The sequence below is a fragment of the Agrobacterium sp. 719_389 genome, from assembly GCF_900188475.1.
Lineage (GTDB): Bacteria > Pseudomonadota > Alphaproteobacteria > Rhizobiales > Rhizobiaceae > Agrobacterium > Agrobacterium radiobacter.
In genome coordinates this window covers 33,283-54,649 of sequence record NZ_FYEM01000007.1, presented here as the reverse complement: position 1 = coordinate 54,649, position 21,367 = coordinate 33,283, and the positions used below count along the sequence as shown (strand labels likewise).

The 21,367-nt window shown below is 60.5% G+C and carries 16 protein-coding genes; 1 reads left to right on the top strand and 15 read right to left on the bottom strand.

The genetic code is table 11. The features are described 5' to 3' along the window. Positions 1-341: 341 nt before the first annotated feature. The 12 genes from CFB10_RS14070 to CFB10_RS14015 all read right to left on the bottom strand — a co-directional run bounded on the left by CFB10_RS14070 (position 342) and on the right by CFB10_RS14015 (position 16,245). A complete protein-coding gene (locus CFB10_RS14070; protein ID WP_020010170.1) occupies positions 342-2,441 on the bottom strand; it encodes an FAD-binding protein in 2,100 nt (699 codons plus the stop codon). 77 nt (positions 2,442-2,518) lie between these two features. Continuing rightward, positions 2,519-4,174, bottom strand: coding sequence for a GMC family oxidoreductase (locus CFB10_RS14065; protein ID WP_020010169.1), 1,656 nt, complete (start codon positions 4,172-4,174; stop codon positions 2,519-2,521). Between the two features lie 92 nt (positions 4,175-4,266). Next, on the bottom strand, positions 4,267-5,772 hold the full coding sequence (locus tag CFB10_RS14060) for an FAD-dependent oxidoreductase (RefSeq protein ID WP_020010168.1): 1,506 nt from the start codon (positions 5,770-5,772) through the stop codon (positions 4,267-4,269). Positions 5,773-5,789: 17 nt separating this feature from the next. Next, positions 5,790-6,905 carry an ABC transporter ATP-binding protein gene (locus tag CFB10_RS14055; protein WP_020010167.1) on the bottom strand — a complete coding sequence of 372 codons (1,116 nt, stop codon included), beginning with the start codon at positions 6,903-6,905 and terminating at the stop codon, positions 5,790-5,792. Between the two features lie 3 nt (positions 6,906-6,908). Then, complete coding sequence (locus tag CFB10_RS14050; RefSeq protein WP_020010166.1) at positions 6,909-7,793, bottom strand: carbohydrate ABC transporter permease; 885 nt, start codon at positions 7,791-7,793, stop codon at positions 6,909-6,911. After that, entirely contained in the window at positions 7,793-8,671 is an 879-nt protein-coding gene (locus CFB10_RS14045) for a carbohydrate ABC transporter permease (RefSeq protein ID WP_003504335.1), read from the bottom strand. The genes CFB10_RS14050 and CFB10_RS14045 overlap by 1 nt, the downstream gene beginning before the upstream one ends. A 228-nt stretch (positions 8,672-8,899) precedes the next feature. Next, entirely contained in the window at positions 8,900-10,141 is a 1,242-nt protein-coding gene (locus tag CFB10_RS14040) for an ABC transporter substrate-binding protein (protein ID WP_020010164.1), read from the bottom strand. Between the two features lie 145 nt (positions 10,142-10,286). After that, entirely contained in the window at positions 10,287-11,807 is a 1,521-nt protein-coding gene (locus CFB10_RS14035) for an aldehyde dehydrogenase family protein (RefSeq protein ID WP_026363603.1), read from the bottom strand. Beyond that, positions 11,807-12,586: an enoyl-CoA hydratase/isomerase family protein gene (locus tag CFB10_RS14030; RefSeq protein WP_026363602.1), complete on the bottom strand. Its 780-nt coding sequence runs from the start codon at positions 12,584-12,586 to the stop codon at positions 11,807-11,809. Before CFB10_RS14030 ends, CFB10_RS14035 begins: the two co-directional genes overlap by 1 nt. Beyond that, a complete protein-coding gene (locus CFB10_RS14025; RefSeq protein ID WP_020010161.1) occupies positions 12,579-14,192 on the bottom strand; it encodes an acyl CoA:acetate/3-ketoacid CoA transferase in 1,614 nt (537 codons plus the stop codon). The genes CFB10_RS14030 and CFB10_RS14025 overlap by 8 nt, the downstream gene beginning before the upstream one ends. Further along, positions 14,189-15,202 carry a Gfo/Idh/MocA family protein gene (locus CFB10_RS14020; protein WP_020010160.1) on the bottom strand — a complete coding sequence of 338 codons (1,014 nt, stop codon included), beginning with the start codon at positions 15,200-15,202 and terminating at the stop codon, positions 14,189-14,191. Before CFB10_RS14020 ends, CFB10_RS14025 begins: the two co-directional genes overlap by 4 nt. Then, a complete protein-coding gene (locus tag CFB10_RS14015; RefSeq protein ID WP_020010159.1) occupies positions 15,199-16,245 on the bottom strand; it encodes a LacI family DNA-binding transcriptional regulator in 1,047 nt (348 codons plus the stop codon). Before CFB10_RS14015 ends, CFB10_RS14020 begins: the two co-directional genes overlap by 4 nt. Positions 16,246-16,656: 411 nt before the next feature. On the opposite strand from CFB10_RS14015, the gene CFB10_RS14010 reads away from it, so the two are divergent. Continuing rightward, positions 16,657-17,127, top strand: coding sequence for a heme-degrading domain-containing protein (locus CFB10_RS14010; protein ID WP_020010158.1), 471 nt, complete (start codon positions 16,657-16,659; stop codon positions 17,125-17,127). A gap of 119 nt (positions 17,128-17,246) precedes the next feature. Here the strand turns inward: CFB10_RS14010 and CFB10_RS14005 are convergent, their stop codons facing one another. Genes CFB10_RS14005 through CFB10_RS13995 form a run of 3 tightly spaced genes read right to left on the bottom strand, consistent with a single transcriptional unit; the run spans position 17,247 to position 21,300 of the window. Then, the gene (locus CFB10_RS14005; RefSeq protein WP_020010157.1) at positions 17,247-18,644 is read right to left on the bottom strand and encodes an FGGY family carbohydrate kinase; all 1,398 of its coding nucleotides are present in this window, start codon (positions 18,642-18,644) and stop codon (positions 17,247-17,249) included. Next, positions 18,644-19,906 (bottom strand): NAD(P)/FAD-dependent oxidoreductase, encoded by a 1,263-nt coding sequence (locus CFB10_RS14000; protein WP_026363601.1) that lies wholly within the window; start codon positions 19,904-19,906, stop codon positions 18,644-18,646. The genes CFB10_RS14005 and CFB10_RS14000 overlap by 1 nt, the downstream gene beginning before the upstream one ends. Beyond that, on the bottom strand, positions 19,903-21,300 hold the full coding sequence (locus CFB10_RS13995; protein WP_026363600.1) for an NAD(P)/FAD-dependent oxidoreductase: 1,398 nt from the start codon (positions 21,298-21,300) through the stop codon (positions 19,903-19,905). Before CFB10_RS13995 ends, CFB10_RS14000 begins: the two co-directional genes overlap by 4 nt. Positions 21,301-21,367 lie beyond the last annotated feature (67 nt).

The following is a 21,367-nucleotide window of genomic DNA, read 5'->3' as shown; positions in this document are numbered from 1 at the left end:
ACGCCTGGAGACTTTATCCGCGCGTCAAACCGCAACCGGCTAAATTGTAATTTATCAAATCCGGGCGCCTTTGTCGCCTGTTCTTTAAATTAGAGAAATTAGATGCTCGTCGTCAGCGCGACCGGGGGCAACGCCGGTCCTTCGAAGACAATCCCGCCGGGGGGCTCCTCGCATCGGCAAACTGGCCAGCCATGGAGGAAAACACCTCCACCTGCCGAGGCTGATCCGCTTCTTCATGTTTTCTCTTGAAAGGCGCCTGGCTTGCGAGCGCGAGGACAGAATGCTGATCGGCCGTATCAAAGGCGTGACTGGGGCCCGTCCGAGCATAATTCAAAACGAATTCAGTCTTCGGCGCATCCTTCTCTTTCGCCGAGATCATAGATGCGTCCGGTGAGCCAGGCGGGCCAGTCCCGTTCAAAGAAGGATTTCTGGCTTTCATCGAAGACACGGTTGGGACGCGTCGATGTCGCCATATCCTCACCTTCGAGCCTGACGACAATCTGTTCGCTTCGATGATCGTCTTTCTCCCTGCGAAAGCGGAATTCATGCAGGGGGCCCGCATTGACGTTCGGAACCAGTTCACCGTCAGCGTCGCAGATCGCGCGTGCGCCCCGGCTGCCCCCGCCGTTGCGAATGAAGTAATCCAATGCCGTGAGTACGGCCTCGGACGCTATCGCCATCTGTTGCCACTGAACGGCGCGAACCGCCTCTGCTGCCCGTCCGTAAGCGATCCCGTTCAAGCGGATCGTTGCATTGAGCGAACGCGCCTCGGCAAGCGCCTGAGAAACACTTTCGGCATCGCATATCATCCCCGCCTTGTCGCTCATGCGGGACTGGATTTCGGTGCGGATGTCCCTGGCGGACAGGCGACTATCCTCCTTCAGAATGGCAAGCAGGCCGTCGAGCCCCGCTAACGCCACCGCCTCGATATTTCCCGATGACGAAGATTTCGCGCGACGGCTTGCGCCGATATGTTCGGCTACGCGTGTGCCGAACACCTGCCCGGCATTCAATGCCGCGCCGCCCGGTCGTGTCACCCCATGTGTTCCAGCGGCCTCGCCGACGGAATAACAGCCCGCCAGATTGGTCCGCCCCCAGGTATCGACCATGATACCGCCGTTCATGTGCTGGTTGTTCACCGCAAACTCCAGCGGCTCACTGGCAATGTCGATTTTGTAGCGCCGGTAGAGTTCGATCGCGAGCGGGTTCATATGCAGCAACCGGTCGATCGGCAGTTCCTTCATCGCGCCGGCGTTTTCGATGTAGCTGCGGACATCGGTATCAAGACGATCAAGGCTGAACGGAAGATCACCGGGAACCGCCAGCGGATTGCGATTGAAATCCATGAAGACCCGCCGCCCGGCCGCCGACTCGCGGAAGATTGCAAGGTCGACCAGACTTGAGCCGAAATCGAGCATCCGGGTCGAATGGAAGGGCCATTGGTAGCCCTTTCGGAAAATGTTGGAGGCCATTTCCTGCGTGTTGCGATAGTAGTCCGCCAAAAAATGGTGCTCTTTGCCCTCGGCATCCAGCGAATAAATGTGAGGAATGGCCTGAACATAGGTTCCCGACAGGTTCCATGGAAACCCCTCCCGCCGCGTGCCGATGCCGAACTGGCTTTCCGTGAGGTTTACAAGGTCTATCCCCGCTTCCAGCGCCAGCCCCAGAGAGCCGAAGCAGCCATTCGGATAGACGCTGTCGCGATAAAGTTCACCCGGTCCTCCGGCTGCAAGGACAATCACCGCACACATGAACAGAGCAATCCCGAACGGATTGGTGTCGCTGCGCTCATGAGGCTGCATGGCGAGGACGCCGACGACCCGTCTTTCGTCCTTCAAACCTTCGGTCAGTATTTTGACGACGGTGGTATGATTGTGAAACGGGATATCGAGGCGGATCGCTTCATCCGCAAGCACCTTGACCATCAACCGCGATGTCCTCGGACCGCAACTGGTCGCGCGGCCGACTTCGTCGTGGTCGGTCTGATATCTCAGCGTCCCACCCAGCGGGTCCTGCGGCAAGGGCAATCCGAGGAATTGCAGCGAGGCCATCATGCGCGCCGATCCGACCGCCTCGACATAGGCGGTGTCCTCGTCCATGGCGCCACCGCTGCGGATAGCGCGCGCCATTGCCTTGAAGTTGTCGCCCTGATCGGCCGTGTTTACGGTGTGGAGCGTTTGTTTGTCTGATCCCGAACAGGCGGATGTCCCACCCCACGCGCTCTGGCTGAGGATGACGACGTCATCGCCGCGCCGCTTCATTTCCACCGCGGCCCGCAGCCCGGCGGCACCGGAGCCGACCACGACGCAGCCGGCGCGATGAACCGGGACATCGATACCGCCGAGAGAGATCATCTCCATGGAGCCGGGCGCATTCGGCAAACGCGGCATGTTCACATCCGTGAGCGCGTCAAGAATATGCTGCGGGACGGTCGCGTCCATGAGCGTTGTACTCCTCGTAAATTGCCTTGCAGGCTTCGTCTCGGGTTCGCATCAAGACCGCCTGATCCGCGAAATGACTATCGAACCTGCGCGCGCGCCCTTGGACGCGTTTCATTGCGTTCGTACGAAAAAATCGCCGGTGCAAGGGGGCCAAGTCCTCTTATCAGATCCGCACCTTTCTCTCCGACCATGATCGTCGGCGCATTGGTGTTGCACGAGGGAACGCGCGGCATGACGGAGGAATCGCAGACGCGCAGCCCTTCCAGACCGTGAACCTTGAGATCAAGGCCGACGACGGATTCCGGCCCGTTGCCCATCTTGCAGGTGCCGACGGGATGGTGATCGGTCTTGGCGTTCGCGCAGCCGTATTCGAAAAGCTCATCATCCGTCATGACCTTGGGGCCGGGAAGACGTTCCGCCATGATGTATGGCTTCAACGCCGCCTGCTGGAATATCTCACGGGCGATCTTGAGGCCTTCCAGCGACATCTTCCGGTCATGGGGATCGGACCAGTAATTGGGATCGATCAGCGGCGCGGCGGCCGGATCGGAGGATGACAGCCGCACGGTTCCGCGCGATCTGGGATGAAGATAGGCGGAATTCAGCGTGACCCCGGCGTTTTTCAGCCGCTCCACGCCCGCCTCGATACCCGACCCCAATCCCAGATGGAACTGGATATCCGGCGAGCGCGCGTCCGGGTCCGCATACCAGAAGCCGCCCGTTTCAAATAGCGAGGAAGCAACCGGGCCGGTACGGAACAGAATATACTCAAGCCCCGCCCATATCGTCCGATGAAGCTTGGCGACGCCGTCATAGGTATGGTCGCCGGTGCATTCGGCAATCACGAAAAGATCGAGATGATCCTGCAGGTTCGAACCGACGCCGGGCAGGTCATGCAGCACCTTCACGCCCACGGATTTCAGATGGTCCGCCGGGCCGATGCCCGATTGCTGAAGAAGCTTGGGGGAGCCGATGGCGCCGGAAGAGACGAGGACTTCCCGTTCGGCGCGGATGATTTCCGAGCCGGATTTTCCGACAACCTCTACCCCTATGGCGCGTTTTCCTTCCAGAACGATGCGGGAGACGCGTGCACCGAGTTTGATTGTCAGGTTCTTGCGATGACGGATCGGGTTGAGATAGGCGAGCGATGCGGACGATCTGCGGCGGTTGCGCTGGGTGAGCTGATAGAAGCCGACGCCGGCCTGCTGCCGGCCGTTGAAATCGTGATTATAGGGTATGCCGAGTTCCTGGCCTGCTCGAATGTAAGCATCGCAGATGGGCAGGGCCGAAACCGGCATGGAGACGCCAAGCGGTCCGCCATAGGAATGATAATCGTCGGCAAAACGCTGATTGTCTTCGGCGCGTTTGTAATAGGGCAGGATGTCGCGATAGCTCCAGCCGTCACAGCCATCCTCGGAGACCCATGTGTCGTAGTCGGCCGCATTGCCGCGCGTATAAAGCTGGGCATTGATCGATGAGCCGCCGCCCAGCACCTTGGCCTGGGTGTACCGTAACACCCTGCCCTTCATGTGCTTCTGCGGCACGGTCTCCCAGCCCCAGCTCGCCACGCCTTTGGTCATCTTGGCAAAACCGGCGGGCATATGGAAAAGCGGGTTCCAGTCTCCCCCACCGGCTTCGAGCAGCAGGACGTTGACATCCGGGTCTTCGCTCAAACGGTTGGCAAGCACACATCCAGCGGGGCCGGCACCGGTGATGATATAGTCGAAACGCATCGAACTATCCTGTTACACTTGAGTAATCTGATGACCGCCGCCCACATAAAGCGACATCGCGGTCATGAAATGGGGTGTCGGGGTCGTCGGCCTCATGGGGCGAGGTCCTCCGTCGAGATATGATGGGCAACCCTCAGCGCCTGGCTCGCAATGGTGAGAGCCGGATTGACGGCGGCCGACGTCGGGATAAAGCTGGCATCGACAACGAAAAGATTGCGGTGGTCATAGGAACGGCAGAAGGGATCGAGCGGCGCGGTCGCCGGGTCGCTACCCATGCGGATCGTGCCGCACTGATGCGACGGCGTGCGTTTATCGAACGGTTTCGACAGGACGATCGGGAAACCGATCGATTTGAGGATGCCTTTCAATTTCGCAACCAGCGCCAGATGAGCGTCCCAGTTCGTCCGCCGCCAGTGGAGCACGATGCGATTTCCGTCGACCATTATCCGGCTGTCGGGATGAGGAATGTCTTCGCTCATGGCGTAGAAATCGATCGCGTGCCCGGTCAGTTGCCGGAGCAGCCATTCCGGCATGCGGGGCATTGCTCCCTTCAAGATCGCCGGGGAAATCTTGCCGAGCAGTTGGACGTTGCCAAGCGGCGGCCCGCCCTCGCCGTCGGACAGATAGAAATCATTGAAGCCGAATGTCTTCTGATAGACGGCCGTGTTGCGGAAGCTTGGCGACACGGCGATCACCGCCGACGAATTGTGGTTCATGAAGTTTCGCCCGACCTGATCGGAGGAATTCGCCAGACCCTTCGGATATCGCTCATCCGCCGAGCGCAGAAGCAGCACGGCAGACTGCACGGCTCCCGCAGACAGGATCACCAGTTTCGGCGTGACCGAGCGGGCCTCGCCGTGCTTTTCAAAATGGACACGCTCAATGCTGCCGCTCTGTCCGGCCTCAAGTCTGGTCACTCTGGCGGCGGTTTCGATTTTGACGTTCGGATATTCAAGGGCCTTGAGAAGCGCCGCGGTCTCCGCATCCATCTTTCCATCGCGAGAATTTGGATGGGCATCCCACGGTGTCGGGCCTTTCGAGAGCCATTTTTCGATATCGATGGCAAGCGGCAGGGAGAAGGGATGCAGGCCTTTCGCCTTCAGGCGCGCCCGCACATCCGCCACAGGCGGCTCGTCCGCAACCGGGGAAAATAAATATGCGGTGGAATGTTCGGGTTCAGTCGGGTCTTGGCCCAGCGCGCCGCGAACCTGATACATCGCCTCCGCCTTGCTGTACCATGGCTCCAGCTCCTCATAAGGAAACGGCCATGCGGGAGACACGCCTTCCCTGTGCCTGATCTCGCTGAAGTCTTCCTTGCGATAGCGCGACAGCACCGCGCCGTAGAATTTCGAATTTCCGCCGACATTGTAATAATTGCCGGGATTGAACGCAGCGCCATTGGCCTCGTACCAATTCTCCTTTGGGCGAAAATGGCCCTTTTGAAAGATGGCGCGCTGGTCGCGATTGATCGGGCTGTCGGCGATGTAATCGCCGGCTTCAAGGATCAGGATGTCAGCGCCTGTCGCCGCAAGCCCGGCGGCAATCGTCGCGCCGCCGATACCGGAGCCGATAATGACAATGTCTGGACTGTTCATCATGCCGATCCACCAAATATTCAGGCAATACGCGCCTGGCTCGTCGGATCGAAGAACACGGCCTTGTCGAGGTTGAAGGCAAGGCGGGCGTTCTGGCCGGCATGAATACGGGCATCGGCACGCAGGCGGGCAACGACCTCCTTACCGCCGAGCTTGGTGACGGCGAATGTATCCGATCCGGCCGGCTCCACGACCTCGATGTGGCATTCTCCCTCTGCAAGCGTTCTGGCGTTCCGGTCCGCCCCTTCCGGGTCTGTCAGAGCTTCTGGACGAATGCCGAAAATGACCTGCCTGCCCGCATGGGACGCCAGCGCCTCCTTGCCGGCGGCGACGGGAAGACGCATCGGCGCCCCATCGGGTCTCGCAAGGGAAACGGAAAGTCCGGCCGCGTCCTGTTCGATGGTGCCGGTCAGAAGGTTCATGGCGGGCGAGCCCATGAAATCGGCGACGAACATGTTCGCCGGATTATTGTAAATCTCGGCGGGCGAGCCGAATTGTTGCAGAACGCCGTCCTTCAGAACCGCGATCTTCGTCGCCAGCGTCATCGCCTCGATCTGATCGTGGGTCACGTAGACGATCGTCGTCTTCATCCGCTGGTGAAGCCGCTTGATCTCGGTGCGCATATCGACGCGCAGCTTGGCGTCGAGGTTGGACAGCGGCTCATCGAAAAGAAAGACCTGGGGGTTGCGCACCAGCGCACGGCCCATGGCGACGCGCTGCCTTTGGCCGCCCGACAATTGGCTCGGCTTGCGGTCAAGGAGATGGCCGATCTGGAGAATATCGGCGACCTGCCTGATCGCCTTCTCGCGCTCTTCCTTCGGAACCTTGCGGATTTCCATGCCAAAGGCGATGTTCCCGGCAACGGTCATGTTGGGATAGAGCGCGTAGGACTGAAACACCATGGCGATATCCCGCTGCGACGGCGGCAGACCGGCAACGTTGCGCCCGTTGATCGAGATCGTGCCTGACGTGATGGGCTCCAGCCCGGCAATGGTGTTGAGCAGGGTGGATTTGCCGCAGCCGGAAGGTCCGACGAGCACCAGAAAACCGCCCTCCTCGATTTCAATATTGATGTCCTTTAGAATTTCCAGCGCGCCGTAGGACTTGCGCAGATGCGAGATTTCGAGAAACGACATGGTTTATCCTTTCACAGCGCCGGACATGAGACCCCGTACGAAATAGCGGCCGGAGACGATGTAAACGATGAGGGTTGGCAGGGCGGCGAGGATCGCGCCCGCGAAATGGACGTTGTATTCCTTGACCCCCGTGGATGAGGACACGAGATTGTTGAGCGCCACCGTCATCGGGGTCGAGGACGCACCCGAAAACGAGGCGCCGAACAGGAAATCATTCCAGATATTGGTGAACTGCCAGATGACCGAGACTACGATGATCGGTCCCGATGACGGCAGCAGGATGCGGCGGAAAATCTGGAAGAAACTCGCACCGTCGATCTGCGCCGCCCGGACGAGTTCCGTCGGGAAGGCTTCATAGTAGTTGCGGAAATAGAGCGTGGTGAAGCCGAGACCATAGATCACATGCACCATGATCAGGCCCCAGATCGAACCGGCCAAACCCAGCGTACCAAGGATGCGCGCCATGGGGATCAGCACGATCTGGAACGGGATGAAGCATGAAAGAAGCAGCAGCCCGAAGAAGACGTTCGAACCGCGAAAGCTCCACTTGGTCAGAACGTAACCGTTCAACGCGCCAACGATGGTGGAGATCGCGACAGCCGGAACGACCATCAGGATCGAATTGATGAAGAAGGGCTTGAGGCCCGTCGGCTGAACGCCGATCTGCGCCGTGGACCAGGCGGAGAGCCACGGTTCAATCGTCCACACCTGCGGCAGGTTCAGCATGCCGCCCTGCCGGATTTCGTCCAGCGGTTTCAGCGAATTGACCACCATGACGTAGAGCGGCAGCATGTAGTAGATGGCGAAGAATATCAGCGCCAGATAGATCAGCGCGCGCGTCAGATGGCCGTGGCTGATTGCGTTTTGCTGGTTTGGAGCGCCGCTCATCAGCGTTTCCCTCCGCGAATTTCCGAATAGAGATAGGGCACGATGATCGAGAAGATCATGATGAGCATGATGATCGCCGACGATGCACCGATGCCCATGGAGTTGCGCGTGAACGTGTAGGAATACATGAATGTCGCTGGCAGCTCGGTCGCCTGCCCCGGCCCGCCGCCCGTCAACGCAACCACGAGGTCATAGGCTTTGATTGCGAGGTGAGCGAGAACGACGAATGCGGACAGGAAGACCGGCCGCATCAGTGGAATGATGATGCGGCGATAGGTCATGACGGTGGAAGCGCCGTCGATCTGGGCCGCCTTGATGATTTCATTGTCGACACCACGAAGACCGGCCAGAAACATCGCCATGACAAAGCCCGAGGACTGCCAGACCGCCGCGATCACCACGCAGTAGATGGCGTAGTTGCGGTCCTTGATCCACGCAAACTGGAAGCTTTCCCAGCCCCACAGATGCATGGTGTTCTGCAGGCCGATGCCGGGGTCCAGAAACCATTTCCACGCCGTGCCCGTGACGATGAAAGACAGCGCCATGGGGTAGAGATAGATCGGCCGCAGGAAGCCTTCGCCGCGGATTTTCTGGTCGAGCAGGATCGCCAGAAACAGGCCGAGAACCGAGCAGATGATGATGTAAAGCGACGCGAAGATCGCGAGGTTGCTGATCGCCCGCCACCAGTGCGGCAGCGCCCAGAGCCGCTGGTAATTCAGAAGCCCGACGAAATTGTAGGAGGGCAGCATCTTACTGTCCGTCAACGACAGGAAACCCGTATAGGCGATAAAGCCGTATACAAAAATGATAATGACGACGAAGCTTGGAGCCAGAACAAGCTTCGGTAACAGCTCCTGAAGTCGACTACGACCAGTCATCGCGCAGATATCCTTGATCCTTGAAACAGCGCCCGACGCTTGCCGTTTCCGTCAATGAGAGCATTTCCAGGAAAAGTGGACCCCGGTTTTCCGTTCGGAAATGCGACAAAACAAAGAGTTTAGGTAGCCGAAGGCGACAGGCTGCCTGCAAGGCGCCCGGACGGTTCGACTGCGATTTCATGCGAGCATTGGTGCGGTGGGGTATGCCCCCACCGCATTTTTGCGCGTTTACTTTGCGGCTGCGACGGCAGCCGGCAGTTCGACGATTGCTTCATCCGCCGTCAGTTCACCGTTGAACTCACGGGTAACGACGTCATAGATCGCGTTCTTGACGGCAGCCGGGTTGGCGTGACCATGGGCCATCGAGCCGAAGAGCTTGCCGCTCTTGTCAGCTTCGGCAAGGTCGGCAATCGCCTTCTTGCCGCAGGCGTCAAAGGCCTCGTTCGACACATCGGAGCGGGCCGGAGCCGAACCCTTGACGACATTGAATGCCGACTGGAAGGTCGGGCTTTCAATTGCGGCGGCCATTTCCATCTGCGCCGGCACCTTGTCGGCGGCGACCTTGAACATGGCGAACTGGTCGGAGTTGAAGGTCACCGCCCCTTGCGTTTCAGGATAACGGACGCAGACAAAGTCCGTACCCGGCACCTTCTTCGCCTTGACGAATTCACCCTTCGCCCAGTCGCCCATGAACTGAACGCCGGCCTTGCCTTCGATGACCATGGCGGAAGCAAGGTTCCAGTCGCGACCGGAGAAGTTGTCATCCACGTAAGTGCGAAGTTTCGTCATGCGCTCGAAAGCGGTCTTCATCTTCTCGCCGCCAAGTGCTGCCGGGTCGAGGTCGATGAACGCCTGCTTGTAGAAATCCGTGCCGAGCGACAGCACGACCGCGTCGAAGATTGTTGCGTCCTGCCATGGCTGTCCACCAGCGGCGATGGGGGTAATGCCCTGCGCCTTGAAGTTGTCGAGCATGGCGATCAGTTCGTCCCAGTTCTTGGGCTCCTTGCCGCCGGCCTTGTCGAGCGCCGCCTTGTTGATCCACATCCAGTTGGTGGAATGCACATTCACGGGTGCGGCAATCCAGTGGCCGTCATATTTCGAGAAGCGCTGCAGGGCTTTCGGAATGACCTTGTCCCAGCCGTCTTTGGCGGCCAGTTCATCGAGATTGCCGAGAGCGCCTTCTTTCGCCCAGTCCTGAATGTCGAAACCGAGCATCTGCACGGCGGTCGGCGCGTTGCCGGCGGTAACGCGGGCGCGCAGCACCGTCATGGCTTCCGTGCCGCCGCCGCCGGCGACAGGCATATCGGTCCAGGAGATATTCTTCGCCTCAAGGTCCTTCTTCAGGACGTCGAGTGCGGCAGCCTCGCCGCCGGACGTCCACCAATGCAGGACTTCAACACTCTCCGCCGCCTGTGCGGCGCCGGCCATCATGGACACTGCCAATGCAGTGCCTGTCAGAAATTTGCGCATATGTTCCTCCCATTGTCGCAAATTAAAGCGAGGAATACCCCGCCCCGTCACCCGTCCTCCTCGGACGCAGTCAGTCTAACCGGCTAGAGCGGGATGGCGAAAAGTGTGTGCGGTTTTCGCCTGAAATCCCGCTCAATTCTATGATCTACGCCGGTTTTTCAGTCTGCGGCATCCACCAGCCGGTGCGTCCGCCAATATGCATGTTCAGGGTCTTGGTTTCCGTATAGTCCTCGACCGCATGGCGGCCGAGCTCCCGGCCGAGACCGGACTGCTTGTAACCTCCGAACGGCAGCTCGCTCGCGCCATCCATGAAGGTATTCATCCACACCGTACCGGCCCGCACGCGGCGTCCGATCGTCAGGCACGTATCGAAATCGCGGCTCCAGACGCCTGCGGACAGGCCGTAATCGACGGAGTTGGCAATTTCGATGGCTTCTGCGGTTGTCTCAAAGGTCAGAACCGAAAGGACCGGTCCGAAAACTTCTTCACGCGCAACGGCCATGACCGGCGTGACGTCGGAAAGAATGGTCGGCGACATGAACTGCCCCATTCCCAAGTCGAGCTTTTCTCCCCCATGAGCGATCTGTGCGCCGCTGTTTTTCGCATCTGAAACGTAACCGGAGATTTTTTCAAGATGCTGTGGCGTAATGATCGCGCCGACCTGTGTCGTCGAGTCCAGAGGATCGCCTACCTTTACCTTGCTGGCAAGTTCGCCGACGCGTTTGACCACATCCGCCGCGATGCTCTTGTGAAGAATAAGGCGCGACCCGGCATTGCAGCACTCGCCGGCATTAAAATAGGCCCCGAAGACAGCCGCGTCGATGAACGCATCGAGATCAGCGTCCGGAAATACGATCTGCGGGTTCTTGCCGCCCAGTTCAAGCGAGACCTTTTTCAGGCTTTGCGCGGCATTGACCATGGTCAGCTTGCCGACGCCCGTGGAACCGGTGAAAGAAACCATATCGACGGACGGATGCGAGGTCATGATCGAACCGACCTCGGCGCCGGTTCCCGTCACGATGTTGACCACACCCTTCGGCACGCCCGCTTCCTGCAGGATTTCGCCGAGAACAAGCGTCGAGCCGGAACTGAGTTCCGAGGGCTTTACAACCGTCGTGCAGCCGGCCGCCAGCGCAAAAGGCAACTTCTGACCGACGATCAGGAAAGGGAAATTCCAGGGTGTGATGATCGACACGACACCGATCGCTTCGCGCAGGACAACGCCGAGCGTGCCGTCACCGAGTGTGTTGTAGCTTTCGCCGTGCAAATCTCTCGCAAGTGCGGCGGCATAACGCCAGATATCGACGGAACCGGCGATTTCACCACGCACCTGGGTAATCGGTTTGCCGGCCTCGACCGCATCGAGATAGGCAAGTTCTTCGGATCGCGCGGCAATCAGGTCCGCAGCCTTCAACAAAATAGCCGAACGTTCGGAAGCAGTCATGCGAGGCCATGGGCCATTATCGAAAGCGGCGCGCGCGGCCGCTATCGCCCGTTCCGCATCGGCCTTGGTTCCGGATTGAAAACGACTGACGACGGAGCCATGGCCGGGCGCTACCCGCTCGATCGGGTCGACATTGCTTTCGATCCAGTTGCCGTCGATGAGCATCTTGAAATCTCGGGCCGTCCGGTCGCTCAGCATTTTCGGATTGATCAGAACCGTCATCACCATTCTCCGTTGAATATCGCCGGGCGCTTTGCGCCAAATGCCGCCACGCCTTCTTTCAGGTCGCCGGTCTTGGCAGCCAGGATGGAACCCAATGCTTCGATCGCCGTGCCATTGTCTTCACCGCTTGCCGAAGCGATCATCAATTTAACGATCTCGGACGCGGCCGGGCCACGCGCGGCAACACGTTGCGCATAGTCCTTCGCAGCGGTCAGAGCATTGCCCGTTGTGGTAACGGCATCGACAATCCCAAGCGCGAGCGCTTCCTGCGCACTGAATACCTCGCCACCGAGCGCCATCCGGCGCACGGGCTGGGCGCCGAACCGCTTGACCAGCCGCTGCGTGCCCGACCAGCCGGGCACCATTCCGAGGCTGGTTTCCGGCAGACCGATCTTGATCTGCTCCTCGGCGATGCGAATGTCGGCGATACCCGCCAGTTCAAGGCCGCCGCCGAGCGCATGGCCGTTCAGCGCGGCGATCAACGGCACCCGCAAGGTCGCAAGACGTTCAAAAACCCGGTGACCGTGGCGAACCCAAGCGTGGCCAAATTCCTGAGGCTGCATACCGCCCCATGCCTTGATATCGCCGCCGGCCGAAAAGCCCTGCCCCTGGCCCGTCAGGATCGCCACCCGGACCGTGCTGTTTGCCTCAACCTCATCGGCGGACGCCATCAGCGCGCCGAGCATATCGAGATCGAGAGCATTGCGTTTTTCCGGCCGCGACACCGTCATGATCGCGATGTGGCCGTCGACCTCGACGCGGACCATGCCATTAGCCATGGAAGGTTCCCTCCAGCACACGGGCGCTTTTTGTCGGCAGCGCAAGGCCGATATTGGCTGCGGCAAAAAGCGAGGCGTCCATCACCTTGAGATCATCGGCAACAATCAGTTTGAATTCGGACTGATCGAGGATTTGTGTCTGCAAGTCGATGCCTGGCGCGATCTCGGTCAACACCACGCCTTCCGGCGTCAGCTTCATCACGCAACGTTCGGTGACATAGGTGATGTCCTGACCCTGTTCGATTGCCCTGCGGCCGGAGAAGGTAACGTGCTCGACCTCGTTGACGAGCTTCTTCAGCTTGCCTTCTTTTTCGACGACAAGCCTGCCGTCATTGATCGACAACTTTGCCCCCGCATTGAACATGCCGGAAAAGACGATCTTTCTGGCCCGCGCCGTGATGTCGACAAAGCCGCCTGCGCCTGCGGTCACATGCGGACGGAAGGAAAGCTTCGAGACATTGACGGAGCCGTCCCGGCCAATTTCGAGGAAGGACAGAAGCGAGGCGTCGAAGCCGGCCCCCTGGAAATAGGTAAACTGATAGGGTGAAGGCATATAGGCGTCGGCGTTCGAGGCGCAGCCGAATGCGAAATCCAGGAGGGGAACCCCGCCGACTGCTCCCTGCTCGATCACCCAGGTCACCGCGCCATGCAGCCCTTCTTCCAGCAGAATTCTCGGTACGTTCGCCGAGATGCCGAAACCGAGATTGACGCAGCTGCCAGCCTCCAGCTCCTGCGCCACGCGACGGGCAATCACCTTCTGGATATTAAATTCCGGCACCTCGAATGAATCGAGCGGATGGAAAACCTCTCCCGATATCGCCGGATCATAGGCCGTCTGGGTCGTCTGCTTCTGATCGGGATCAACCACCACATAATCCACCAGCATGCCGGGCACCCGCACATCGTGCGGCTTGAGCGAGCCTTCCTTGGTGATGCGCTTCACCTGCGCAATGATGATGCCGCCATTGTTGCGGGCGGCCAGCGCCTGATCGAGGCCGCCGAGATAAGCGCCCTCATGTTCGTAGGAGAGATTGCCGCGCTCATCGGCAGTCGTCGCCCGAATGATCGTCACCTGCGGAATGATCGAGGGAAAATAGAGCCAGTCCTCACCCTCGAAAGTCACGCGCTTGACGACCGGCTCGGCCGCTGCCGAAGCATTCATCGCGCAGCCCTGACGGGCCGGATCGACAAAGGTATCGAGGCCGATTTTTGTGAGAACACCCGGGCGCTTTGCGGCCGCCTCGCGATGCATGTCGAACATGATACCGGATGGAATATTATAGGCCGGAATTTCATCGGCGGTGATCATCTGCCAGATCAGAGGCGGCTCGGCGCTGGATGGACCGGACGGATATGAGCCGCCAATGATCCGCTTCAACAGTCCCTTTTTCGCAATGTGATCCACACCCCTGATGCCGCTCATGTCACCGGCGGCAATCGGATGAAGCGTCGTGATTTCCTTTGGATGTCCGGTCGCGTCGAAGCGCTCGCCGATCGCCTTCAACATCAGATCGGGGCAGCCGAGACCGCTTGATGACGAGACGGAAACAATCGCGCCGTCTGGAATGAGATCCGCTGCCTGCGCGGGAGTGATGTGTTTTTTCATGACCGGCTCTCGATTCCCGTTTTGACCCGAACAGCGGCTCCGCTTTTCGCAGCTTCGACGACGGCAAGCCCGGTCGCCAGCGACCAGATGCCGTCTTCAGCAGTCGCGGAAGGTTTGCCGCCCGTGATGGCCGAGTGAAATGCTTTGAGCGCGACCTCATAGAGATTGTCGGAACCCGCCTGGATTTCCTCCTCGCCATCTTCGGTACGCAGCACGACGGTGCCGACAGACTTCTGGGTCATCACATTTCTGGCGATCAGGGAGCCTTCGGTGCCATGAACCTCAAAACCGGTCTCGGCATATCTGGTCGTGAAGCCATCGTGGAACTGCGCGATAAGACCATTTTCGAAACGGATGACACCCATGACGGCGTCTTCAAGACCTTCCCTGCTCATGCCGCCGGCCTGAGAAAACGCGATGACCTCGACCGGATCGGCACCCAGCACAAAGCGAAGCGTGTCGACGTCGTGCACGGTGATGTCGAGGATAACGCCGCCGCCCGCAGACGGCTTGTCCAGCCGCCAACCCTGTAAGTGCGGCGGCAGGTAAACCGCATGAAAGACGCGCGCGCTCAGCGGTGTTCCGATCCTGCCGGCGGCGATTGCATCGCGCATCGCGCGGTGAGTGGGGGCATTACGAAGATGATGATTTGTGGCCAGAACGACGTTTGCCTCGCGGGCCGCGTTTGTCATCGCGTGCGCCTCTTCGAGCGACAGCGCCAAAGGCTTTTCACAAAGAATGTGTTTTCCCGCTCTGGCAGCGGCAAGCGCCTGCTCGCAATGCAGATCATTCGTCGTGGAAATATAAACCGCATCGATGGCCGGATCGGCAAGGAGCGAAGCCAGATCGGAAGCGACATTCGGGATGCCGTTTGCCGCCGCATATTCCGCCCCGCGAACAGGGTTGGAACTCAGAACGGAAACAACCTCACCGCCGGTTTTTCTGATCGCGTCGATCACCCATTCGCGCGCGATCGTGCTTGCGCCGATCAATCCCCAACGCACCGTCATGCCAATGTCCTCCCGAATTCATTGCGTTGCGCTCCGCAGCTCTCCCGCACAACGAGCCGAACCGCCGTTGTCACGGTCTCCGCATCGGCTTTCTCTGAATTAATCTGCTTGAGAAGCAGCTGCGCCGCCCGCCTGCCGATCCCCTGGGGGTCGACGGCGATGGTGGTCAAAGCCGGCACCGTCGTCTTGGCTTCGATGACATCGTCGAAGCCGACAACCGCAAAATCGCGCCCCGCCTCCATCTGCCGGGCACGCAGCCCGTCGCAAACGCCGAAAGCCACGGCATCATTAAAGCAGACGGCGGCCGTGACCGGATCGCTCGCCTCGAGCACTCGACCGATCGCCTCGACCCCGCCGGCGCGCGAGGGCGTGCAGGGAACAACGGCCGCCTCCTGAAAAGGCAGACCGGCGACAGCCAGGGCATCCCGAAAGCCGCCGACCCGCTCGTGAAAAACCGCCGTATCGGGAAAGCCGCCCATGAAAGCGATGCGGCTGTGGCCGAGCGAGGCAAGATGGGCAACCGCCTGCGCCATGCCGGCCTGATTGTCGGATGCCACCGACGAGACTTTCGCACCGGGCAGACTGCGAACAACGACCACGACAGGAATGCCGGCGGCAATCAGCGGCTTGAAGTCGAGCGGATCGGTCGCACGGGCGGGCGACACGATCAGTCCGGAAATGCCATGCTCGCGCATCGAGGCAATCACCTCGCGCTGCCGGTCGATGCTTTCGCTGGTATTGGCAAGAAATTGGACATAGCCGGCCGATTGCACGACCGTATCAACGCCGACGGCAAGCTCCGCAAAGAAGCTGTTCGTCAGATCGTTGACGACGACACCGATGATTTTCGATTTCGCACTGGTCTGGCGCAGGTTCGCGGCGCCACGGTTATAGACATAACCAAGCTCGCGCATCGCCGCATTGACCTTGGCCCGCGTCCCCTCATTGACGAGCGGAGACCCCCGCAGCACCAGCGAGACGGTCGATTTCGACACGCCCGCGGCCTGCGCGATATCTATAACGGTCACCCGTCCGCCAGTCATTGAACCCTCCCATGCCGCTCATCAAGATCGAGGGGTAATTAATTGGAACGTTCCAATTTTGTCAAGTGACATCGCTGTGGGAAAAGCGAAAACTGTGGAAGGCGTCGCCTAAAATTGCCAATAACACTTTAATTTCAATGATCTTACGATTGTTTCTCAGTTTTATGATTTTCAAGAAACTCTGTGAAGTTTCGGCTCAATCACCCTTGAAAAATGGAACGTTCCAAAATACGCTGTCATTCCTTCTCGGCAGGAGCGACATGGATCGGGTTTGCAATGTCGGCGAATGCGAAGGCCGGCGGTACCGCCCAAGCCGGAACAGCGACGCTTGCCCTTCAGCCCTAATGGATCGTAGTTTACCGGCCAACGCCTACGGTCGGTAAACGATCAACCCTTATTCCGGAGCAATGAATGACCACCGAAACGCCTTCGCTTGACGCTCTGCGGGCAGAGCTAGCAGCCCTTCAGCTCAACACCTTCAACTATGACTTCGCCTGGAAGCTGGGCAGCCTGATAAGACTGCGGGCAGCGGCACAGGCGCTTCCCGTCGCAATCGAGATAAGGCACGGCGCCGACGTGGTGTTCGCCAGCCTGCTACCGGGTGCGACTATCGACAATTTTGGATGGACACGCCGCAAATGCGCGGTCGTTCATCGTTTTCACCGCAGTTCGCTTCAGGTCCGGCTCGAAGCCGAACTGAAGGGATACGACTTCAACGCAAAGTTTGGCCTGCCGGTCAGCGATTTCGTTGCCAGCGGCGGTGGATTCCCCCTCATTATCCGCGGCGGCACACTGATCGGCTCGGTGGGTGTCAGCGGACTGCCTGACGTTGAAGACCACAATCTTATTACGCTCTGCATGAAAGAAATGCTCACAGGCTGACATGGTTCGACACGAGTACTCGTCATACCGGAATAAGCCCTCCTCCGATCGCCGATACCGACGCCGCCCTTTCATTCGTCAGGGAGGCGCTCGGCGTGAAGGCGATAGACAGGGGGGCGTCACCCGCCCCGCCAGCCCCGCGCATTGTCTAGGGCGCGCGCAAAGCGGGCGTGGTCAGCTGCCCCGACCGATCCGTCAGGCGTGAATATCTCGGCATCGTTTCGCATCGCGGCAACATCGATACCGCACAGTTCCGCCAGGCCGAGCGCCGTCAGCTCGCGCATGGCAGGAACGCAAATGGTTCGGCCGCTGGCTGCAGCCAGAAAACGGGCGAAATAGCGACTGTTCGACAAGCCGCCATCGATGGAGATCGTATCGCCTATGGGAGCAACAGCCGATGCCGCCTCGATCAGCCGAGCCGTCAGCAGGGCAATGCCCTCCAGCACGGCGCGCACCATGTCACTTCGTCCGGTGGCGTGATCCATGCCGATGAAAAGCGGCACGCCCTGCCTGTCCCAATAGGGCGCGGCAAGGCCCGAAAGGGCGGGCACGAATACAAGGCCGCGGCGAATGGCCGATGGTCCCTCGAAACCATCGAGTTCGGCACTATCCGCGTATAGGCCGATCTTTTTTGCCCATTCAAGTGCCGCGCCGGCATCGTAGACGCCGCCTTCGATGGCGAAGACGGTGCGCGCGTCCTGCGTCTTCCAGCCGATGGTCGGCAGAAGCTCGCCCGCCAACGGACGCCCGTTACCGGCAACGGCCAGCAGAAAGGCCCCGGTTCCGAAGGTTATCTTGCAATCGCCGGCCTTGCGGCAGCCATGTCCATAAAGCGCGGCCTGCTGATCGACAATGGAAACGCGAATGGGCGTTGCCTCAACCGCGCCAAAACCGCTATCGACAGGACCGATCAGGGGCAGGCAATCCATCGGCACGCCGTGAAGCGCGCATAGTTCAGGGCTCCAGTCTCCGGTTGAAAGATCGAGCAGCCCCGTGCGCGACGCCGTCGCAAGGTCCGTGCGGAAAGCGCCCGTCAGCCGGTCCAGAAAGAACGCATCGGTAGTGCCCAGCCGCAAACGCCCTGCGGCCCTTGCCTGCGCCACTGCCGGATTGTGCTTGACCAGCCAGGCCAGTTTGCTGGCCGAAAAATAGGGATCGAGCGGCAGCCCACAAATCTCTTTCGAACGATCCGTTGCCGAAGGCGGCAGGGCGGCCAGCGCTTCGGCGGTACGGGCATCCTGCCAGACGATAACCGGCGACAGCGCCTCGCCGCTCACGGCATCCCATGCCAGACAACTCTCGCCCTGATTGGCGATGGCGATGGCCTCCACCGGTCCGGCGGCAGCCAGCACCGCGCGAATATTGCGCAGCAGTTCTTCCGGATCATGTTCCACATGGCCGGCGGCCGGGTAAAATTGCGCGTGACGCCGGCTGGCCACGACCTCTGCCGTGCCGCTATCGCTCACCACAAGGCACCGGGTCGATGTCGTCCCCTGATCGATCGCCGCAATGCGCATCAATTGGTCTCCCGAAAGTGAAAGGCAATCTGGCTCGCTTCAAACGCAGCGCCGGGAATGGGCACCAGCACACGGCGTTCAGGGCGCCACCGACCGGTCTTGCTCCACACTTCCGTTCCGTCGAGACGAAGCGAAAGCCGGCCTTGAACGCGTCTGGTGAAACGAAGCTGAAAATCGCGAAATGCCGGTCTATCGAGTCCACCCGGCCGCAGCATGGCTGGAACCGCCAGTTTGAGCGGATCGGCGAAGGCAACGGGAACCCCCGGCGCGTTGCAGGGTTCCCGGGCGAGATCGTCAGCCACCGACGCGCCAACGCGGCGGCCTTCGCGAAACGCCCAGCCGCCCGTTTCCACGGCTCGCAAGACATTCCCGCTGGCGAAGAAAATCGGATTGGCCATCCGTCCGTCCTGATCGATCAGCGGCCCGGCACTGCCTGCCGCAACATCCACGGGGGATGCATTGAGAAGCGCTGCCTCAGGTGTGAATCGCCCGGTGAGCAGAACACCGTCGCATTGAACGGTCAGGATGCGGCCATCCGCCAGACGGATATCGGCCTCCTCGACACGGTCACGCCCGCGAATATCCGTGAGTGTCGCACCACAATGAAAGGGCACCCCGACCAGTCGCGGAAACCAATGAAAAGGCGACCGCGCCAGCGGATGAGGCTCCGGCTCGACCATCGCGACCGGTCGGGCGCGATGGGTGAGGCAGGTCAGAAGTGCGGAAAAGGAAACCAGCTCCGAACCGATGATCAACGGCCGGCGAAAGGGCATGATGCCGTGAAAGGCGATATAGGATTGCAGCGTGCCGGTGGTGACCACGCCCACCGGACGGTCGCCGGGCAGAAGCCACACGGAGCGTGGTTTTTCCCGTGCGCCGGTCGCCAGCACGATACGCCTTGCCTTCAACGCCTCGACGCCACGCGCCGATGTCACCAGCAGCACGCCATCCTGCCCGAGTTCCACCACGGAATGACCGGTGCGGATATCGACACCCGCCTCCTGTGCTTGCCGCTGCAGGTGTTGTGCATAGGCGGGGCCGAAATAAACCCGCCTGAATTCGCGCATGCCGAAGGGCGAGTGCAGGCAATGCCGGGTCGCACCGCCAAGGGCCGGCTCGCGGTCGAGGATCATCACACGGGCGATACCGCGCGCTTTCAGCTCCAGCGCCGCAGCCACGCCTGCCGGGCCGCCGCCAACCACGACTACATCTGCATACTCAGCGTTTGGATGCTCTCGCTGAAAGGACTCCACGGCGCTCATCGGTCGTCTCCCTCCCGAACGGCTAGCGGGGCTGCCAGACGGTCGCCCGTCATCGCGGCCAGCCGGGCGTTGCAATAAAAGCCCTGACAGCGCCCCATACCGGCACGGGTGCGCCGGCGCAGCCCGCCGAAATCGCCAGGCGGCACCGGACTTAAGAATGTCGCCTCGATCTCGCGGCGGGTGACGAGTTCGCAATGACAGACGATTTCGCCGTGATCGGCGCGCTGCCAGTCCCGCTCGCAGGTTTCGGTCAGGTTGGGCATCGTCACTTCTGGGACTGAACGCGGCGGGGCAAAATCCCTACCGAAACCCTCGTGGAGCGTCAAAGCATGTTGCGCCAGACCGAGCGCTGCGCTGAGACCCGTGGAACGCACCCCGCCGAGCGTGATGGCGCGCCGCTCGGGCCGCGCGGAAATCCGGTAATGTTTCTTTTCAGAGGCTGGCCGCAAACCGGCATAAACGGCGGTCACGGAAACAGAGGCCAGCGCCGGAACGATCTCCGCACCGCGTTTCAGCAGCGCTTCCAGCGTCGCCGTTTCGACCGTCGCCCGCTCGCGCTCATCCTGCTCTTCCGCCGTCGGCCCGACGAGAACATTACCGAAGGCGGTTGGGCACACCACGATGCCCTTGGTGATTTCGGTCGGAACGGGCAGGATGATGCGCGGCACATGCCGGCGGGCAGCCTTATCAAGCACGACAAACTGCCCCTTGCGGGGCTTGATGGTAAATTCGGGTGAAAGCCCCAGACGCGCATCGACGATATCGCCGAACAGGCCGGCGGCATTGACGAGGCTCGCGGCAAGGATAGCGCCCGCCGTCGTCTCGATCCGCCACGCACCGTCGAACACACCGGACAGAACCTCCGCGTTTCGCACCAGCTGCGCGCCCAGCGCCACCGCCTGCGTGAGATAGCCAAGCGGGGCGGACCACGGATCGATGATATGTTCGCCCCGGACTTCAAGTGCTGCCACAAGACGCTCGGACAGGCCCGGCATGGTTTCACGGGCCTGTCCGGCCGTAAGGAGCTCAAGTCCGGCAATGCCGTTGCGCCGACCCTGATCGGCGATTGCCTGCAGTTTTTCCGCCTCGTCCGGGTTCCAGGCGCAGACGAGCGCGCCGGTTTCAACGAGGCTAAGGCTCATCTGCCCATGAATGGAAAGATATTCCGCCCGGCCCGCCTTCACCAGTTCCAGTTCCAGACTGCCTTCCGGCGCATCGAAGCCGGTATGGAGGATGGCGCTATTGGCCTTGGAGGCGCCGGAGAGGATATCGGGGCCTTTTTCGACGACCACCACCTTCGCACCGGCCAGCGCGAAACGGCGGGCGACCGCGCAACCGACCACACCGGCGCCGATGACGGCAACGTCGAATTCCGTGGAGGGGGTCTGAGCCATGGGCTTCCCTTTGCCTTCGTCCTTCAAAGCGAAATCAACAGGCGCGACGGATCGCGCCGATGCAGCA

What these genes read in the sequence shown, in the direction of transcription:
- CFB10_RS14070 (WP_020010170.1), bottom strand. Translation starts at nt 2,441, where the DNA reads ATGGACGCGACCGTCCCGCAGCATATTCTTGACGCGCTCACGGATGTG.
- CFB10_RS14065 (WP_020010169.1), bottom strand. Translation starts at nt 4,174, where the DNA reads ATGCGTTTCGACTATATCATCACCGGTGCCGGCCCCGCTGGATGTGTG.
- CFB10_RS14060 (WP_020010168.1), bottom strand. Translation starts at nt 5,772, where the DNA reads ATGATGAACAGTCCAGACATTGTCATTATCGGCTCCGGTATCGGCGGC.
- CFB10_RS14055 (WP_020010167.1), bottom strand. Translation starts at nt 6,905, where the DNA reads ATGTCGTTTCTCGAAATCTCGCATCTGCGCAAGTCCTACGGCGCGCTG.
- CFB10_RS14050 (WP_020010166.1), bottom strand. Translation starts at nt 7,793, where the DNA reads ATGAGCGGCGCTCCAAACCAGCAAAACGCAATCAGCCACGGCCATCTG.
- CFB10_RS14045 (WP_003504335.1), bottom strand. Translation starts at nt 8,671, where the DNA reads ATGACTGGTCGTAGTCGACTTCAGGAGCTGTTACCGAAGCTTGTTCTG.
- CFB10_RS14040 (WP_020010164.1), bottom strand. Translation starts at nt 10,141, where the DNA reads ATGCGCAAATTTCTGACAGGCACTGCATTGGCAGTGTCCATGATGGCC.
- CFB10_RS14035 (WP_026363603.1), bottom strand. Translation starts at nt 11,807, where the DNA reads ATGACGGTTCTGATCAATCCGAAAATGCTGAGCGACCGGACGGCCCGA.
- CFB10_RS14030 (WP_026363602.1), bottom strand. Translation starts at nt 12,586, where the DNA reads ATGGCTAATGGCATGGTCCGCGTCGAGGTCGACGGCCACATCGCGATC.
- CFB10_RS14025 (WP_020010161.1), bottom strand. Translation starts at nt 14,192, where the DNA reads ATGAAAAAACACATCACTCCCGCGCAGGCAGCGGATCTCATTCCAGAC.
- CFB10_RS14020 (WP_020010160.1), bottom strand. Translation starts at nt 15,202, where the DNA reads ATGACGGTGCGTTGGGGATTGATCGGCGCAAGCACGATCGCGCGCGAA.
- CFB10_RS14015 (WP_020010159.1), bottom strand. Translation starts at nt 16,245, where the DNA reads ATGACTGGCGGACGGGTGACCGTTATAGATATCGCGCAGGCCGCGGGC.
- CFB10_RS14010 (WP_020010158.1), top strand. Translation starts at nt 16,657, where the DNA reads ATGACCACCGAAACGCCTTCGCTTGACGCTCTGCGGGCAGAGCTAGCA.
- CFB10_RS14005 (WP_020010157.1), bottom strand. Translation starts at nt 18,644, where the DNA reads ATGCGCATTGCGGCGATCGATCAGGGGACGACATCGACCCGGTGCCTT.
- CFB10_RS14000 (WP_026363601.1), bottom strand. Translation starts at nt 19,906, where the DNA reads ATGAGCGCCGTGGAGTCCTTTCAGCGAGAGCATCCAAACGCTGAGTAT.
- CFB10_RS13995 (WP_026363600.1), bottom strand. Translation starts at nt 21,300, where the DNA reads ATGGCTCAGACCCCCTCCACGGAATTCGACGTTGCCGTCATCGGCGCC.